Source organism: Amycolatopsis sp. NPDC021455, assembly GCF_040640995.1.
Classification (GTDB): Bacteria; Actinomycetota; Actinomycetes; order Mycobacteriales; family Pseudonocardiaceae; genus Amycolatopsis.
Map to the genome: position 1 here is coordinate 140667 of NZ_JBFACT010000006.1, position 16212 is coordinate 156878.

Here is a 16212-nt window from a genome sequence, read left to right on the forward strand (position 1 = left end):
GCGCATCCGCCGCGCTGAAGGCGTCCTTCGGCACCTCAAGCCCGCACCGGTTCCGATGCCTCCGGGACCCCGAGTTCGGTGAAGATTTCCTGTGCGGCCGCGAGAAGCGCCGGGTCGCCGCAGGAGCCCGGGATAGCCGCCGCCACCCGCAGCGCGCGGGCCTCGTTCAACCGCTGCCCGTTCTCGCGAGCGATCGTCAGCGCCCGGTCGATGTGCCCCGAAGCCGCCGGGTGGTCACCGAGATCGCGGCAGGCCGCCGCCAGCTCCGTCAGGGCCGCGCACTCCAGCACCCGCATGCCCGTCTCGTTCATCTTGGCCAGGGCCAGCTCCGTGTGCTCCACCGCCTCCGACGGGCGGCCGAGCGCGCGGTGCGCCGCGGCGAGTCCGATGAGGATGGACGCCTCGCCGTAGCGGAAGTGGATCTTGCGGGCCAGCTCCAGCGCCACCGAGTACCGCTCGATGCTCTCCGCGTACCGGCCACGCCGGCGGGCGACCGTCGCGAGGATCTCCAGCGCGCCCGCTTCCTGACGGCGCTCGCCCAGCTCGCGGCCCTTCTCCAGCGCCTGCCGGGCGTGCTTCTCCGCGTCGCTGTAGCGGCCGAGGTCGCAGTACGTCTCGGCCAGGCACACCAAGCTGGTGATGAACCAGTGCCGCAGCCCCCACTGCTCGCACAGCGCCACGCTCTCCTCGTGGCACTTCGCGGATTCCCGCATCCGGCCCGCGGTCCAGTGGGCCAGCCCGAGACCGTTGAGCGCGACCAGCCGGACGTACGGGTTGCGGGCCCGCTCGCTGATCTCGACGGCCTTCGTGTGGCACCCGATCGCCTGCTCGACCCGGCCCAGCGACAGCAGCGACACGCCGACGTAGTTGATCTCGCGCGCCTCGGTGTCGAGGTCGCCGATCCGGCGGGCGATGGCCAGCGCGCGCTCGTGGTGGCGCATCCCGTCGCGCGGCCGGCCGAGCTGCGAATACACCCGGCCGAGACCGTGCCGTGCCTCCGACTCGGCCACCGGGTCCATGTCCGGCCCGCCGGATTCGAGGACCTCCTCGTAGCGGGCGATCGCGGAGCCGTAGTCGCTCAGGTAGTACGCGATCGTGCCGCGCAGCACGAGCATCGCGACCTCCGCGCGGCGGTCGCCGGCCTCGCGGGCCGCCCGCAGGGCCGCGGTGGCCGCCGCCAGGCCGTCCGCCGCGAGCCCGCGCCCGGCGAAGTAGCCACGCAGAGTGTCGGCCAGCAACGTACTGTAGTCACGCAGCTCCGGAGACCGGGCCGCGCGCTCGACCGCGGCGACGAGGTTCGGGCGCTCCTCGTCGAGCCAGCGCATCGCCGGCCCGTCGTCCTCGAACGACGCCTCGGGCGCCGAAGTGGTCAGGATCCGGCGGAACAGCGGGTACAGCCGCCGGGTCGCCGCGGCCGCGGTGTCCAGGTAGTACTCGTACAGCCGGGCGTCGGCCGCGGCCAGGTCACCGGGTGCTTCGTCGGCCCGCGCGCGGTCGGCGGCGTATTCGCGCAGCAGGTCGTGGAACTGGAAGCGGGTGGCGCTGCGCCGGGTCAGCAGGCTCGCCGCGACCAGCCGGTCGAGGCAGCGCCGGGTGTCCGGGCCGGCCAGCGCCTCGGCCGCGGCGAGGCCGAAGTCGGGCCCCGGGATCCGGCCCAGCAGCCGGAACACGCGCCGCGCCGGGGCGTCGAGCGCCTGGTAGGACAGCTGGAAGGTAGCGCGCACGGCGACGTCCGGGTCGCCCTCGATGGCCAGCTCGGCCAGCGGGTCGGCGCGCAGCGCGGCCACGTAGTCCCCGATCGCGGAGTGCCGGCCGACCAGGTTCGCCGCGGCGATCCGCAGCGCCAGCGGCAGGTGCCCGCACAGGTCGGCGAGCCGGTCGACGGCCTGCGGCTCGGCGTCGACCAGGTCCGCGCCGAGCAGGTCGGTGAGCAGCGTCCGGGTGTCCGAAGTGGTCAGCACGTCGAGGGCGAGCGCCCGCGCGTCGTTGAGCACGGTCAGCCCCCGCAGGTCACCGCGGCTGGTCACCAGCGCCGCGCAGCCGGGGTTCGGCGGCAGCAGCGGCCGGACCTGGTCGGCGTCGGCGGCGTTGTCCAGCACCACCAGCACCCGGCGGCCGGCCAGCAGCGTCCGGTAGAGCACGACCTGCTCGTCCAGCGTCACCGGCACCTGCAGGGCGGACACGCCGAGCGCGCGCAGGCACAGCGTCAGCGCCTGAGTCTTGGAGATCGGCGAGGTCGACGCGTAGCCGCGCAGGTCGACGAACAGCTGGCCGTCCGGGAAGCGGCCGGCCATCCGGTGCGCCCAGTGCACGGCCAGCGCGGTCTTGCCGATCCCGCCGGGCCCGGAGATCACCAGCGTCCGGTGCCCGGGCGGGTCGCCGAGCAGCGCGTCGAGCTTCGCCAGGTCCGACGTCCGCCCGGCGAAACCGGTCAGATCCGCGGGCAGCTGGCAGACGGCCGGGAACGGCTCGGCGACCGGCGGCTCCTCCTGCGCGGTGAGGATCGCGCGGTGCGCCGCGCGCAGCCTCGGGCCCGGCTCGACGCCGAGCTCGTCGGCGAACATCCGGTGCACGTCGCGGTAGGTCTCCAGCGCGTCCGCCTGCCGCCCACAGCGGTGCAGCGCCAGGATGTACAACGCCCACAACGACTCCTGCCAGGGGTTTTCCCTGGTCAGGGTGCCGAGCTCGCCGACGATCTCGCGGTGCCGGCCCAGCTCGAGGCTGACCTCCAGGTACCGCTCGCGGGCGCGCAGCAGCTCTTCGGCGAGGGGGACGGCCTCGTCGCGCTGCAGCGGCTCGGACGGGATGTCGGCCAGCGGCGCGCCGCGCCGGCAGGCCAGCGCCTCGGCCAGCAGCGTCCGCTCGGTCTCCGGATCGGCCTCGCGGGCCCGGGCGACGAGCGCGCGGAAGCGCAGCAGGTCCAGCCGGTCGGGCGCCACCCGCAGCAGGTAGCCGTCCGGGCGCGTCTCGATCACGGCCTCGCCGAGCGCACGCCGCAGCCGCTGCGCGTAGAGCTGCGCGCTCTTGCGCGCCGTCGGGGGCTGCTCGTCGCCCCACAGGTCCTCGACGAGCCGGTCGAGGGTGACCGTGGTGTTCGCCCGCAGCAGCAGCGTGGCGAGCACGATGCGCAGTTTCGGCCCGTTCACCGGGACCGGCGCTTCCCCGCGTGTCACCTCGAGCGGACCGAGGATTCCGAACCTCAGATCGGTTGTGTCCACGTTTTCCCCTCGCACGGGCCACCGGTTTTCGATCAGCGGCCCGCTGGCGGACAGGGTAACGGGCCGGGCGCCCCGGCGCCGGGATCTGTGGCAAACCCGATACCGGACATACCCGGCCCGCCCGATGTCCTGCACGACTCGTTCAGGACGCCGGACGTCTTGAACGAGTCGTTCAGGACATCGCGGTGGCGGCCGCCCCGGCGGGTATCCGAGAATTATTCGGGAGTGCTCCGCGCCTAAACTAACCCGCACGGGGGAGAATTCGGCGGGATACGTCCCGGCGAGGTCAATTTCCGGCAACGCGATCAAACCGTTATGTGCCGGACGCCGGTCGAGTCGTATCTTTTCGTGCAGGCGATGATCGACATCGGCTGACGGAGGTGCCGGAAGGTCGCGGCGGGCTCGAACAGTGCGGCCCGGCCGGGACGGCGGAGCGTGCCGCGGGCGGACATCCGCGGAAACGATTCGTGTAATCGCCGGAGTGCCGATTTCCGTTCTGAGGAAATCGGCTCCCCAATTGACCGGAGTAATTCATCGAAGGATTCGTCATGCCCTTTGCCATCAGGTCGTTGTCCGCGGGGGACCAGCTTGGGGTGAACGAGTACCGCTATCTGCTCTTGCCGCCCGCGGGGGGCACCGTCGGGACCTTCCGGCACGCCGTGGCGGCGGCGGGGGGTGCCGAGGTGTGGGGCGTGGAGTACCCGGGGCGGGGCGACCGGCTGGACGCGCCGTCGCCGGCGTCCGTGGAGCAGCTCGCCGAGCAGGTCACCGGCGAGCTCCTCCGCCGGAAGGCCGCCTGGGTGCGGCAGACCGTCGTGGTGGGGTTCAGCATGGGCGGGTTCGTCGCGGTGGAGCTGGCGCAACGGCTGCGCACCCGTTGCGGGCCGGCGCCGGCGGCCGTCGTCGTCATCGGGACGCCCGCGCCGCACCGGCGGGTCCCCGGGCGGCCCGCTCCGGCGGGCGAGAAGGACCTCCTGGAGGTGCTGACCGGCGAAGGGTTCGTGCCCGGGCTGGGCAACCGTGCTTCGTTCGAGGTGTGGGCCTACGCCGTCGAGCTGCTGCGGCGGGACGTCGGCCTGACCAGGGCGTACCGGGGGCCGGCCGACGTCGCCGTCCGGTGCCCGCTGGCCGCCCTGTGCGGTGACCGCGACCCGGTGGCGACGGAGGACGCGACCGAAGCCTGGCGGACGTGGACGACGGGCCCGTTCCTGGCCGCGACCGTGCCGGGCGGGCACCTCGGGCTGCTGGCCCCCGGCCGCGGCGCGGAGCTCTGGACGTGGCTGCGGCGGATCGAGCGGGAGCTGGTCGCCGCCGGAGTGCGGGATGCCTGACCGGCCGCCGTCCGTGGTCGGGGGCGGCAGGCGCTTCGTGCCGAAAGTGGGCTGGCAGGAGCTGTTCGAACTGCGGGCCCGGGCGTTCCCGGAGCGGACGGCCCTGGTGGCCGACGGCGTCACGTGGACCTTCGGCGACCTGCGCCGCTGGAGCGGCCGCCTGACGAGCGTGCTGCGGGCCGCCGGGGCGGTGCCGGGCTCGATGGTGGCGTGCGCGATGGCCCGGTCCGCGCGGGCGGTGCTGGCTCCGCTGGCGGTCGCCAAGGCCGGCGCGGTGTACCTGCCCCTGGACCCGGGCCTCCCGCCGGCCCGGCGGGACCTGATCCTCGCCGAGGCCCGCCCGGCCGTGCTGCTCACCGACGTTCCCGAGCTCGCCGGGCAGGCAGACGTCGTGCTCTCGCCCGGGCAGTGGTGCAGCGAGCTCGCCGGGCGGCCGGAGCACGCGGTCGCCGGCACCAACCCCGCCGATCCGGCGTACGTCGTCTACACCTCCGGCTCCACCGGCCGCCCGAAAGGCGTCGTGGTCGGGCACCGGAGCCTGGTCAACCTGTACTGCGAGCTCGCCGCGCGGCTGTTCCCCACCGGGGGCGCGCCGCAGCGGGTGGCGCACGGCCTCCCGCTGGCGTTCGACGCGGCGTGGGACCCGCTGCTGTGGCTGGTCGGCGGGCACGAGGTGCACCTGGTGCCCGAGGACGTCCGGACCGATCCCGAGCGCTACGTCGGCTTCGTCCGCGCGCACCGGCTGTCGGTGGTGGAGGCCGTCCCGACCCAGCTCACCGGGCTCGTCGACGCGGGTCTGCTCGACGGGGACGTCCGCCCGCGGACGCTGCTCACGGGCGGAGAGGCGGTCGGGCCCTCGCTCTGGGCCCGGCTGCGCGCGACGCCCGGCCTGACGGCGGTCAACCTCTACGGCCCGACCGAATGCACGGTGTTCACCACCGCCTGCCGGCTGGCGGAGCACGAGGAGCCCGCGATCGGGCAGCCGATCGCCAACACCAGCGTCCAGGTCGTGGACGCGCACCTGCGGCCGGTGGCGGTCGGCGAGGCGGGCGAGCTCCTCGTCGGCGGGTCGTCCCTCGCGCTGGGCTACCTCGGGGACGCGTCGCTGACGGCCGAACGCTTCGGGACCGCGCCGCACCGCTGGTACCGCACCGGCGACCGGTGCCGCTGCGAGCCCGACGGCACCCTGCGCTGGCTGGGCCGGCTCGACGACCAGGTCAAGATCCGCGGTCACCGCGTCGAACCGGGTGAGGCCGAGCAGGCCCTGCTCGCGCAGCCGGGGGTGCGGCAGGCCCTGGTCCGCGCCGAGGGCGCCGGCGACCGCCGTCACCTGGTCGCGTACGTCGTCCTCGGTTCCGGCACGGGGGAGCACCTGCGTGACCGGCTCCGCGAGACGTTGCCCGACTACCTCGTGCCCGCGGCGGTCGTCGAAGTCGACGCCCTGCCGGTCGGGCGCACCGGCAAGGTGAACCGCACCGCCGTCCGGATCGAGCCGCGCCGCCTGACGCCGGCCGAGGCCCTCGTCGCGGCCGCGTTCCGGAGCCAGCTCGGGATCGCCGAGGTGACGGCGGACAGCGACTTCTTCGCCCTCGGCGGCCACAGCCTCTCCGCCGCGGCGCTGGCGGCACGGCTGCGGGCGCGCGGGGTGCCGTGCACGCTGCGGGACGTCCTGCGCCGCCGGACGGTCGCGCGGCTCGCCGAACTCGTTCCCGATCGCCCGGAAGGAGGCGCGTGATGGCTGATTTCGACGTCGTCGTGGTGGGTGGCGGGCCCGGCGGGTCGACCGCGGCGGGGCTGGTCGCCGCCGACGGGCACCGCGTCCTGCTGCTGGAGCAGGAGCACCTGCCGCGTTACCGGATCGGGGAGTCGCTGCTCCCCGCGACGGTGCACGGGATCTGCGCCCTGCTCGGGGTGCGGGACGAGGTCGAGCGCGCCGGGTTCGTCCGCAAGCGCGGCGGCATGTTCCGGTGGGGCAGCGACCCCGAGCCGTGGAAGTTCGCGTTCGCCGCCTCCGACCGCATGGCCGGCCCGACTTCCTACGCCTACCAGGTGGAGCGCACGAGGTTCGACACGATCCTGCTGCGCAACGCGAGCCGGCTCGGCGCCGACGTCCGCGAGGGGCACCGGGCGCTCGGCACGCTCCGGGACGGCGGCCGGATCACCGGCGTCCGCTACCTGGACGACACGGGCCGGGAACGGGAGGCGACGGCGCGGTTCGTCGTCGACGCGTCCGGGCACACGAGCCGGCTGCACCACGACGTCGGAGGCGTCCGCGAATACTCCCCGGATTTCCGCAACCTGGCGTTGTTCGGCTACTTCCGCGGCGGCGCCCGCCTGCCCGAACCGGACGCGGGGAACATCCTGTGCGCGGCGTTCGCCGACGGCTGGTTCTGGTACATCCCCCTGGCGGCGACCCTGACGAGCGTCGGCGCGGTCGTCCGCCGGGACGCGGCGGCAAGGGTCCAGGGCGACCCCGAGACGGCGTTCCGCGGCCTGATCGCGGACTGCCCGATGATCCGCGACTTCCTGCGCGGCGTCCCGCGGGCCACCGAACCGCCGTACGACCGGCTGCGGGTGCGCAAGGACTACTCCTACGACCGGACGTCCCTGCGCTGCCCGGGAATGGTGCTGGTGGGCGACGCCGCGTGCTTCATCGACCCGGTGTTCTCCTCCGGGGTCCACCTCGCCACCTACAGCGCGCTGCTGGCCGCGCGGTCGATCAACAGCACCCTGGCCGGCCTGGTGCCGGAGGAGCGGTGCTTCGCCGAGTTCGAAGCCCGTTACCGCCGCGAGTTCGGCTTGTTCCGGGAGTTTCTGCGCGGGTTCTACCGGCTGGAAGCCAACCAGCGGGCGTATTACCAGTACGCCGGCCGGGTCACCGGCCGCGACGAACGGACGGCGTTCCTCGATCTGGTCGGCGGGGTGTCGTCGGCGGACTTCGACACCCTGGGTGAGGTCCTGGCCGAAGGAGCGCAGCTGCAGCTGCGCGGGTTGCTGGGTGCCGATGCGGGTGAGGAACCGCCGATGTTCCCGGGCGGGTTGGTGTCCACTTCGGACGGCCGGCGCTGGCGGGTGCCGGATGCCTGAGTGCGCCCATGCGTCCACTTCGGACGGTCGTGGCCGGCAGGTGACCGATGTCTGAACTCGCCGTCCTGCTCGCCGCCTTGGCCGTCCTGCTCGGTCTCGCCCGGCTCGCGGGTGCGGCCACGGCCCGGCTCGGCCAGCCCGCGGTGCTCGGCGAGATCCTCTGCGGTGTGGCGGTCGCACCGGCCGCGCGGTTGCTCCCGGCGCGCGTCGACACCACGCTCACCGCGATCGCCCAGCTCGGCCTCGTGCTGTTCCTGTTCGCCGCCGGCGCCCACCTGGCGCCGTCGCTGAGCAGGAGCAGGCTGAAGGCCGTCGTCGTCCCGGCGCTCGGGGCCACCCTCGTCCCGCTCGCCCTCGGCGCCGTTCTCGCCCTGTGGCTGGCCCGGCGGCACGCGCCCGCCGGCACCGGGCCGTTCGTGGTGTTCGTCGCGGCGGCGATGGCCGTGACCGCACTGCCGGTCCTGGCCCGCATCCTCGCCGAGCGCGGCCTGGCCGACAGCACCACCGGACGACGTGCGCTCAGCGCGGCCGCCGGTTCCGACGTGACCGCCTGGACGCTGCTGGCCGTCGCCGCCGCGGCACTGCACGGGTGGTCCGCGATCGCGTCGCTGCCCGTCGCGGCGTTGCTGGCGGTGGTGCCGTGGCTCGGCCGCCGCCGCTGGATCGCGCGGCTTTCCCGGCCATCGGCGACGGTGGTGTTCGTCGCCCTCGCCTGCGCGGCCGCGGCGGTGACCGAGGTGGCGGGCCTGCACCCGGCCATCGGCGCGTTCTTCGCCGGCGTGGTCCTCGGCCACGCCATTCCGGCGCTCGATCCGGCGGTTGGTCCTGCTGTCCCGGCGTTGGGCCACGCCGAAGCTGGGCCTGTTCCGGTGGTGGGCTCCGCTGACTCTGCGCCTGTCTCGGTGGTGGGTGCGGCCGATCCCGCGCTCGTTCCGGTGCTGGGTTCCGCTGACTCTGCGCCGGACTCGGTGGTGGGCTCGGCCGCCCCGGTGGTGGGCTCCGCTGACTCTGCGCCTGTCTTGGTGGTGGGTGCGGCCGATCCCGCGCTCGTTCCGGTGCTGGGTTCCGCTGACTCTGCGCCGGACTCGGTGGTGGGCTCGGCCGCCCCGGTGCGGGGCTCCGCTGACCCCGCGCCCGTCTTGGCGGTGGGTGCGGCCGACCCCGCGCTCGTTCCGGCGCTGGGTTCCGCCGACCCTGTGCCGGTTCCGGTGCTGGGTGCGGCCGATCCCGTGCTCGACCCGGTGCGGGGCTCCGCCGCCCCCACGCCCGTCCCGGCGCCCATCCCCGCCGACCCCGCGCCCGCCCCGGCACTCGCTCCCGCCGCCCCGGCGCTCGACCCCGCCGCCCTGGTCACCCCGGTCGCCTCACTCCTGGCGCCGCTGTACTTCGTGCTCGTCGGGCGGGCCGTCGACCTCGGCCGGCTCGACGCGGGCCTGGCCACCGACATCGCCGCCGTGGCCGCCGTCGCCGTGGCCGGGAAGCTCGCCGGTGCCTACCTGGGCGCTCGGCTCGGCGGGCTGGCTCCGCACCCGGCCGGGGTGTTCGCGGTCCTGATGAACACCCGCGGCGTCACCGAACTGGTCTTCGTCGCCATCGGGCTCGGCCTGGGCGTCATCGACGGCGCGCTCTACACCGCGATGGTCGTGATGGCGCTCGCCACGACGGCGATGACCGGCCCGCTGCTCACCCGGCTGTCCCGGCAACGCGAGGGAGTCTGACATGTCCGCCTACCCACCGGAACCGTGGCGCGTCAAGATGGTCGAACCGCTGCGGTCCACCACCCGGGCCGACCGCGAAACGGCCCTGCGCGCGGCCGGCTGGAACCCGTGCCTGCTGCGCTCGGAAGACGTCTACGTCGACCTGTTCACCGACTCCGGTACCAACGCGATGTCCGACCGGCAGTGGTCGGCGCTCATGCGGGGCGACGAAGCCTACGCCGGAGCCCGCAGCTTCTACGTCTTCGAACAGGCCGTGCGAACCTTCTACGGCTACGAGCACGTCATCCCGGTGCACCAGGGCCGCGGCGGCGAAAACATCCTGTCGCGGTGCCTGATCCGGCCCGGCACCCACGTGCCGGGCAACATGTACTTCCCCAGCACGCTCGCCCACCAGGAGCTCAACGGCGCCACGTTCCACGACGTGATCGTCGACGAGGCCCACGACCCGTCCTCGGAACACCCGTTCAAGGGCAACGTCGACCTCGCGAAGCTGCGCGCGGTCATCGCCCGGTTCGGGGCGGAGGCGATCCCGTACGTCTCCCTCGCCGCGACGGTCAACATGGCGGGCGGGCAGCCGATCAGCGTCGAGAACCTCACCGAGGCCTGCGCACTGGCGCACGCGCACGGGATACCGGTGTTCCTCGACACCGCCCGCGCGGTCGAAAACGCCTGGCTCGTCAAGCAACGCGAGCCGGGCTGGGCTCGGCGCACCGTGGCGGAGATCCTGCGGGCGCTGTGCGCGCCGACCGACGGCGCGGTCATGTCCGCCAAGAAGGATTCGCTCGCCAACATCGGCGGCTGGCTCGCCCTGCGCGACCCGGCCCTGGCCGAACAGGCCCGCGGGCTCGTCCTGCTGTACGAAGGCTTGCACACCTACGGCGGCATGGCCGGCCGCGACATGGAGGCCATCGCCGCGGGCATCGCGGAATCCGTCGAGGAGAACCACATCCGCGCCCGCGTCGCCCAGGTCGAATACCTCGCGACGCGGCTGTGCCACGCGGGCGTGCCGATCGTCCGCCCGACCGGCGGCCACTGCGTCTGCGTCGACGCGGCGGCGGCGCTCCCGCACGTCCCCCGGCCGGAGTTCCCCGGCCAGACCTTGGCCTGCGCGGTCTACCTCGAAGCCGGCGTCCGCGGCGTCGAACGCGGCGCGGTCTCGGCCGGCCGCGACCCGGACACCGGCGAGAACCGCTTGCCCAGCCTCGAACTGCTGCGCCTGGCGATCCCGCGCCGCGTCTACACCCGCGCCCACATGGACCTCGTCGCCGACGCCGTCATCGCCGTCCACCGCGACCGCGACCGGATCCGGTGCGGGCTCAGGTTCACCTGCGAGCCCCGGCAGCTGAGGTTCTTCCAAGCCCGGTTCGAGCCGGCGTCCGGAACGACGATCTTCGGCCGGCGTCGCGCGTCCGAGGTTCGTTGACAGCGGCTCGGCTCAAGCGCCCCAATGTGGCGTTGGTTGCGTCCAACGCACCGAACGCCACATTGGGTGCGTCCAACGCACCCAATGCCACATTGGGGCGCATTGGCCCGAACCGCGGTACTAGGTACCGCCCGTGTGCAGCCATTCGGCGAGGTCGGGCGGCGCGAGTTCGGCCAGGCGCCGGTGGTAGTGGTCCACGGTGGCGGGGTCGAGCAGGTCGCGCCACTGGCCGCTGGTGCCGGAACGGAAGAAGTCCTTGTTGCTGCGCCACAGTTTCGCGTCGACGCCGGGGGCGAGTTCGTCGGCCCGGTTCCGCATGCCTTCGAAAGTCGCGGCGTCGGCGAGTTCTTCGAGGCGCTCCCGCGGGACGTCGATCGAGAGCCTGCCGGCCAGGCGCTCCAGCTGACCGGGCAGATCGGCTTTCAGGTCCGCGTAGTGGAAAAGCGCGACCCGCGGCGAATCGCGGCGTTCCCAGAACGTCCGCACGTGGTGGACGAGGTTGGCCAGGCTCACCCCGAACCAGGCCGACTCGGGGGCGAACTCCGCGTCCGCCCATGCCCGGAACCGTTCGAGCGGATCCTCGGCGGGCGGCGGCCCGGCGTGCTGGTCGAGTCCGCCCGCCGCGATGGCCTCGGGGGCGATGTTGGCCACGGCGTGCTCGAACGACAGCATGGCGTCGCGCGGGTCACGCCCGACGCAGACGTACGTCACCCCTTCCTCGGACGGCAGGCCGTCGAGCGGGGTGTGCGTCTTGACGAACCGCCGGTGCCGCTGGCGTTCGAGGTCGGCCAGGATCGCCTCGGTGTCGTAGGTGGTCGCGTCCAGCCACGGCGAGATTTCCGTGAGCGGGCGCGGAAGATCGGCGGTTTCGAAGACCAGCAAGGCACACAGCATCTGCATCCACGTCGTGCCGCACTTGGGCGGCGTGCTGATCACGATGTCTCCCGCGCGGAACCGGAAGCGCGCCCACAAAGCGCTGTCGGACACCAGCGTGCGATACCGCCGAAGTTCGACCATTCTCAGCCCTCCCGACTGATGAGGCCTTCGCTCGCGCCGGCTTCAGGATGCCACGCCCGGCAGCTTCCCGTCACCCGGCCGAGGGGCGTCGGAACCACGGCCCCGCCCGGAGCCCGGGAATCACCAGGCCAGGGAGAACTTCACCGGCAGCGCCGACAGGCCGCGGAACAGCGGCGACGGCCGCCAGGTCAGCGAGTCGGCCGGGACCGCCAGCACCACGTCCGGGAGCCGGTCGAGCAGGACCTCGATCGCGGCCTCGGCGATCACCTTGGCGATCTCCTGGGCCGCGTACGGGCACCGGTGATCGCCGTAGCTGAACGACATGTACGCCTGGTTGCCGCTCGAGGTCTGCGGCAGCGGGCGGACGAGCGGGTCGTGGTTGGCCGCCGCCAGGCCGAGGATGAGCAGGTCGCCCTTGCGGATCTGCCTGCCGCCCAGCCGGAGGTCGTGGACGGCGAACCGGCCCGGGAAGTTCTGGGTGGGCGTGTCCTCCCAGAGGACCTCGTTCAGCGCCTGGCCGACACTGCGGCGGCCGCCGGCCAGCGTCATCGCGAAGCGGTCGTCGGTGAGCATCAGGCGCAGGGTGTTGCCGATCCAGTAGGCGGTCGGCAGCTGACCCGCGTTCATCAGGTGCAGCAGGTCCTCGGTGATCTCCTCGGCGGCGAGCCCGGCCGGGTGGGCCAGCAGCCGCGACGCGACGTCCGCTCCCGGAGTGTCCTTTTTGGACTCCACCATGCGCCGCACCTTGTCCCGGACGCGCGCGTAGGCCTCGTTCGCGCCCTCGCCCGCGGCATGGGTCAGGTAGACGTCACGGACCAGGTCCGCGGTCTCCGCCTCCGGCACGCCGATCATCCGGGCGACGACGGGCAGCGGGACGCCGTCGGCGTACTGGGCGATCAGGTCCGCCTCGCCGGACCCGGCGAAGGCGTCGATGAGCCCGTCGGCGACCTGCTGCGCCTGCGCGCCGAGCTCGAACTGGTCGACGGCGCCGAGCGCCTCGTCGAGGGCCTCGGCGCGGCGCCGGTGTTCGGCGCCCTCGGCGAACATCATCGTCGGCTGGTGGCCGATGAGCGGCAGCAGCGGCCAGTCGGGCGGGACGCGGTCCCAGGCGTTCCAGCGCCGCGAGTCGCGCCCGAAGACCTCCGGGGTGCTCACGACGTACTGCACCTCGCGGTAACCCAGCACCAGCCACGCCGGCACGTCGCCGTCGAGCAGGACCGGCGCGACCGGCCCGTGCGCCCTCCGCATTTCCGCGTAGAGGTCCGCCGACGTCTGCTGGAACGCCGGCCCGGACAGCGGCGTGGCGTGCCGGAAGGCGGGATCCAGGGCGGGGGCTGCGGGACGGGTCATGGTGTGGTCTCCCGGACGGAGGACAGGGCGAAGAGGTGGTGGACGAGCGCGAGCAGGACGGACTTGCTGGAGTCGCGACGGCGGGCGTCGCAGTCGACCAGCGGCACCTCGGGGGACAGGTCGAGGGCCTGGCGCACCTGCTCCAGGCTGTGTTTCGGCGGGCCGAAGTTGTTGCGCGCCACGATGAACGGCGTCCCGTGGTGCTCGAGGCGGTCGATGGAGTACCAGGAGTCGGCCAGCCGCTCGGTGTCCACCAGCACGACCGCCCCCAGCGTCCCGGAGAACAGGCGGTCCCAGAGGAACCAGAACCGCTCCTGGCCCGGCGCGCCGAACAGGTACAGCACCATGCGCTCGTTCAGGCTGATCCGCCCGAAGTCGAACGCGACCGTGGTGGTGGTCTTGCCGTGCGAGGCGCCGTCGTCGATGCCGACGCCCGCCTGCGTCATGGTCTCCTCCGTGCTCAGCGGGCGGATCTCGCTGACGGAGCCGACCATGGTCGTCTTGCCCACGCCGAACCCGCCGACGATCACGATCTTCAGCCCGTCCCTGGCGGTGCTCGGCAGCGGAGCACGGGTGTCCTGCTCAGAGCTTCTGAAGTCCAACGAGCACCTGCTTCAGGGTTTCGAGGTCGGGCAGACGGGTGTCGACGGGTGCCGAGGACGGGTGGCGGGCGGTGATCCGGCCGGTGTCGAGCAGGTCGCACAGGAGGATCTTGACGACGCTCACCGGGAGGCCCAGATCCGAGGAGACCTCCACCAGCGCCGTCGGGTTGCGGCACAACCGGAGGATCTTGACGTGCTCGGACTGCATGCCCGGAACCGGATCGCACTCGCTCACGATCAGCGTCACGAGGTCCAGCGCGCTCTCGTTCGCGCGGCTGCGCCCGCCGGTGACGGTGTACAACCGGTCGGGGTCCTCGCGGTGCAGGTCTTCCCAGGTCATGTCATCCGCCGCTGTGCTGGGGCTGAGGACGCGGCGGCGCCGTGAGGTACTCGCCGATCTGCTCGACGAGCTCGTTCATGTTGTGGCCGATGAGGCCCACGTCGGCGTCGTCGTCGGCGATCACGGCGAGGTGGGCACCCGCGCCGGCCTCCACGATGAACAGCATCCCGCCGTGGAACTCCGTCATGGACTGCCGGACGCCGCCGGTGCCGTCGCCGAACTCGATGGACGTGCCGTAGGCCAGGCTCTGGATGCCCGAGGCGATGGCGGCCAGCTGGTCGGCCTGGTCGACGGTGAGCCCGCGGGTGTGGCAGAGCTTGAGGCCGTCCTTGGACAGCACCAGGGCGTGCCGGGTGCCCGGGGTCTTGCTCTGCAGGTTCTCGAGCAACCAGTCGAGATCGTGGTCGGTGGTGTTCATCGGGATCCCTCGCCTCCGATCTGCGGTCCGGTGGGTGCTTCGAGTCCAGGGGCGGTTATCGGCTCCCCGCTGGGGGGAACGGGGCGGATGCCCCGGCCTGCCGCGCGGAACGCGCTGAACCTCGCCCCGGCGTCGGCACGGGCCGGAGCGGGACTCGCCGCCGGTGCCGGCGCCGCCACCGGCACGGGCGCCGCCGCCAGCGTCTGCCCGCGACGTCGCCGCGGCAGTCCGGCCAGGTCACCCTCTACTTTGGACTCCGTTGCGATGGGCGCGGCGGGCGCGCGTACCTCGGGAGGTGGCGTGCCCACCGCCGGCGTGGCCGGCAGAGCGTCCTGTTCGGACTGGGTGATCAGCTGCCGCGGGATCATGACGACGACTCCGGTGCCGCCGCGCGCGGACGGCCGGAAGTGCACGCTCAGGCCGTGCTTGCGCGCCAGGCAGCCCACCACGGCCAGCCCCAGCCGGGTGCCGGACAACGTGGTGAGGTCCAGCGGCTCGGCGGAAACCGCGCGCACGGCCCGCTCGAGGGCCGCGGCGCTCATGACGAGGCCGCTGTCCTCGATCGTGACCACGACACCGGCGTGGACCTCCTCGACGTACACGTGCACGTCCTCCGACGGCGGGGAGAAGCTGGTGGCGTTGTCCATCAGCTCGGCCAGCGCGTGCATGACCCCTTCGGCGGCGTACCCGGCGACCGCGACGGTGCTGGTCGAGTGCGTCCGCACCCGCTGGTAGGCGCTGATGCGCCCCATCGCGCCGCGCAGGATGCTTTCCATCACGATCGGCTTGGTCCAGCGCCGTCCGGAGCGGGCGCCGGTCAGGACCGCGATGCTGTCCGCCAGCCGGCCCGCCTGCGCGGTGCTGTGGTCGAGCTTGAGCAGGTCGCCGAGGACGTTTTCGTCGTGCCGCCCTTCCATTTCGCGCAGGTCGGCCAGCATGCTGGTGGCCAGGGCTTGGACGCGGCCGGCGGCGTTGGCGCAGGCGGCCATGGTGGCCGCGCGCATGCGCTCGCCGCGGCTGATCTCCTGCGCGACCGCCGCCAGCAGGCGACGGCTCGCGCCGTCCACGGAGGACGGCACCTCGGCGAGCGCGGTGTCCGCCGACGCTCCGCCGCGCACCCGCTCGACGAGGGCGGGCAGCGTGTCGTCGGCGAGCCGGGCGACCTCCCCGTCCAGCACCGCGGCCCGGCCCTGGAAGTGGCGCGACGCCAGCGCGAAGTAGACGGCGACCGTGACCGCCGCGCACACCACGGCGGCGGCGACCCCGCCGGACCAGGCCACGAACGTCCGGCCGGCCGCGGGCGCCGCGGCCGTCGTCCACCACAGGATCCCGCCGGTGACGACGATGGCGGCCGGCAGCGCGAACAGGGCTCGTCCCACCGGCGGGCGCTCGGCCCGGGGGCGAGCGGGTAAGTGCACTGACATCGATCAGGTCCTCGCGGGCGGTCGGATACAGAGAAGGGAATTACGCCGAATGCCGGACGTTACTGGCCCGGCCGGTCTCAAGGGGATTCAAACAATTCCGGCGAGCGGCGGCGGTGCGTGCCGGAAGACCGTCGTGGAGTCGGGTGGGGAAGCTACTCGATTTCGACTCCTCAGTGCCTGCGACGGTCGCTCCGGCACCCTAGCGCCCATCTTTCCCGTGCGTAAGGGGCAGTTTCGCGGTGATACCACTTCGCCAGGACCCGGTGGTTCCGGAAAGTCAATTC

At 73.3% G+C, this 16212-nt stretch carries 12 protein-coding genes; 5 read left to right on the forward strand and 7 right to left on the reverse strand.

Annotation, left to right across the window (positions count from 1 at the left end):
* Nucleotides 1–35: 35 nt before the first annotated feature.
* Complete coding sequence (locus AB0G28_RS11740) at nucleotides 36–3218, reverse strand: BTAD domain-containing putative transcriptional regulator (RefSeq protein WP_361086604.1); 3183 nt, start codon at nucleotides 3216–3218, stop codon at nucleotides 36–38.
* A 548-nt stretch (nucleotides 3219–3766) separates the two neighbouring features.
* Between AB0G28_RS11740 and AB0G28_RS11745 the strand changes: the two genes are divergently transcribed.
* The 5 genes from AB0G28_RS11745 to AB0G28_RS11765 are packed head-to-tail and all read left to right on the forward strand — an operon-like array spanning nucleotide 3767 to nucleotide 10777.
* Nucleotides 3767–4549 (forward strand): alpha/beta fold hydrolase, encoded by a 783-nt coding sequence (locus tag AB0G28_RS11745; protein WP_361086607.1) that lies wholly within the window; start codon nucleotides 3767–3769, stop codon nucleotides 4547–4549.
* Nucleotides 4542–6284 carry an amino acid adenylation domain-containing protein gene (locus AB0G28_RS11750; RefSeq protein WP_361086610.1) on the forward strand — a complete coding sequence of 581 codons (1743 nt, stop codon included), beginning with the start codon at nucleotides 4542–4544 and terminating at the stop codon, nucleotides 6282–6284. The genes AB0G28_RS11745 and AB0G28_RS11750 overlap by 8 nt, the downstream gene beginning before the upstream one ends.
* Entirely contained in the window at nucleotides 6284–7636 is a 1353-nt protein-coding gene (locus tag AB0G28_RS11755) for a tryptophan 7-halogenase (protein WP_361086613.1), read from the forward strand. Before AB0G28_RS11750 ends, AB0G28_RS11755 begins: the two co-directional genes overlap by 1 nt.
* Nucleotides 7637–7683: 47 nt before the next feature.
* Nucleotides 7684–9354, forward strand: a complete 1671-nt coding sequence (locus tag AB0G28_RS11760) for a cation:proton antiporter (RefSeq protein WP_361086616.1) — start codon at nucleotides 7684–7686, stop codon at nucleotides 9352–9354.
* 1 nt (nucleotide 9355) lies between these two features.
* A complete protein-coding gene (locus AB0G28_RS11765) occupies nucleotides 9356–10777 on the forward strand; it encodes a tryptophanase (RefSeq protein ID WP_361086619.1) in 1422 nt (473 codons plus the stop codon).
* A gap of 120 nt (nucleotides 10778–10897) precedes the next feature.
* On the opposite strand, the gene AB0G28_RS11770 is transcribed toward AB0G28_RS11765, so the two are convergent.
* From AB0G28_RS11770 to AB0G28_RS11795, 6 genes are all read right to left on the reverse strand, one after another.
* Nucleotides 10898–11794, reverse strand: coding sequence for a sulfotransferase domain-containing protein (locus tag AB0G28_RS11770; RefSeq protein WP_361086622.1), 897 nt, complete (start codon nucleotides 11792–11794; stop codon nucleotides 10898–10900).
* Between the two features lie 120 nt (nucleotides 11795–11914).
* Nucleotides 11915–13144 (reverse strand): cytochrome P450, encoded by a 1230-nt coding sequence (locus AB0G28_RS11775; RefSeq protein ID WP_361086625.1) that lies wholly within the window; start codon nucleotides 13142–13144, stop codon nucleotides 11915–11917.
* Entirely contained in the window at nucleotides 13141–13674 is a 534-nt protein-coding gene (locus AB0G28_RS11780; RefSeq protein ID WP_361086896.1) for an ATP/GTP-binding protein, read from the reverse strand. Before AB0G28_RS11780 ends, AB0G28_RS11775 begins: the two co-directional genes overlap by 4 nt.
* A gap of 52 nt (nucleotides 13675–13726) precedes the next feature.
* On the reverse strand, nucleotides 13727–14086 hold the full coding sequence (locus AB0G28_RS11785) for a DUF742 domain-containing protein (RefSeq protein ID WP_361086628.1): 360 nt from the start codon (nucleotides 14084–14086) through the stop codon (nucleotides 13727–13729).
* 1 nt (nucleotide 14087) lies between these two features.
* The gene (locus AB0G28_RS11790) at nucleotides 14088–14504 is read right to left on the reverse strand and encodes a roadblock/LC7 domain-containing protein (protein WP_361086631.1); all 417 of its coding nucleotides are present in this window, start codon (nucleotides 14502–14504) and stop codon (nucleotides 14088–14090) included.
* Nucleotides 14501–15928, reverse strand: coding sequence for an ATP-binding protein (locus tag AB0G28_RS11795; RefSeq protein ID WP_361086634.1), 1428 nt, complete (start codon nucleotides 15926–15928; stop codon nucleotides 14501–14503). The genes AB0G28_RS11790 and AB0G28_RS11795 overlap by 4 nt, the downstream gene beginning before the upstream one ends.
* Nucleotides 15929–16212 lie beyond the last annotated feature (284 nt).

Excerpts from the sequence above, each read along its gene's own strand:
- AB0G28_RS11745 (WP_361086607.1), top strand. The coding sequence starts at position 3,767 with ATGCCCTTTGCCATCAGGTCGTTGTCCGCGGGGGACCAGCTTGGGGTG.
- AB0G28_RS11750 (WP_361086610.1), top strand. The coding sequence starts at position 4,542 with ATGCCTGACCGGCCGCCGTCCGTGGTCGGGGGCGGCAGGCGCTTCGTG.
- AB0G28_RS11755 (WP_361086613.1), top strand. The coding sequence starts at position 6,284 with ATGGCTGATTTCGACGTCGTCGTGGTGGGTGGCGGGCCCGGCGGGTCG.
- AB0G28_RS11760 (WP_361086616.1), top strand. The coding sequence starts at position 7,684 with ATGTCTGAACTCGCCGTCCTGCTCGCCGCCTTGGCCGTCCTGCTCGGT.
- AB0G28_RS11765 (WP_361086619.1), top strand. The coding sequence starts at position 9,356 with ATGTCCGCCTACCCACCGGAACCGTGGCGCGTCAAGATGGTCGAACCG.
- AB0G28_RS11770 (WP_361086622.1), bottom strand. The coding sequence starts at position 11,794 with ATGGTCGAACTTCGGCGGTATCGCACGCTGGTGTCCGACAGCGCTTTG.
- AB0G28_RS11775 (WP_361086625.1), bottom strand. The coding sequence starts at position 13,144 with ATGACCCGTCCCGCAGCCCCCGCCCTGGATCCCGCCTTCCGGCACGCC.
- AB0G28_RS11785 (WP_361086628.1), bottom strand. The coding sequence starts at position 14,086 with ATGACCTGGGAAGACCTGCACCGCGAGGACCCCGACCGGTTGTACACC.
- AB0G28_RS11790 (WP_361086631.1), bottom strand. The coding sequence starts at position 14,504 with ATGAACACCACCGACCACGATCTCGACTGGTTGCTCGAGAACCTGCAG.
- AB0G28_RS11795 (WP_361086634.1), bottom strand. The coding sequence starts at position 15,928 with ATGTCAGTGCACTTACCCGCTCGCCCCCGGGCCGAGCGCCCGCCGGTG.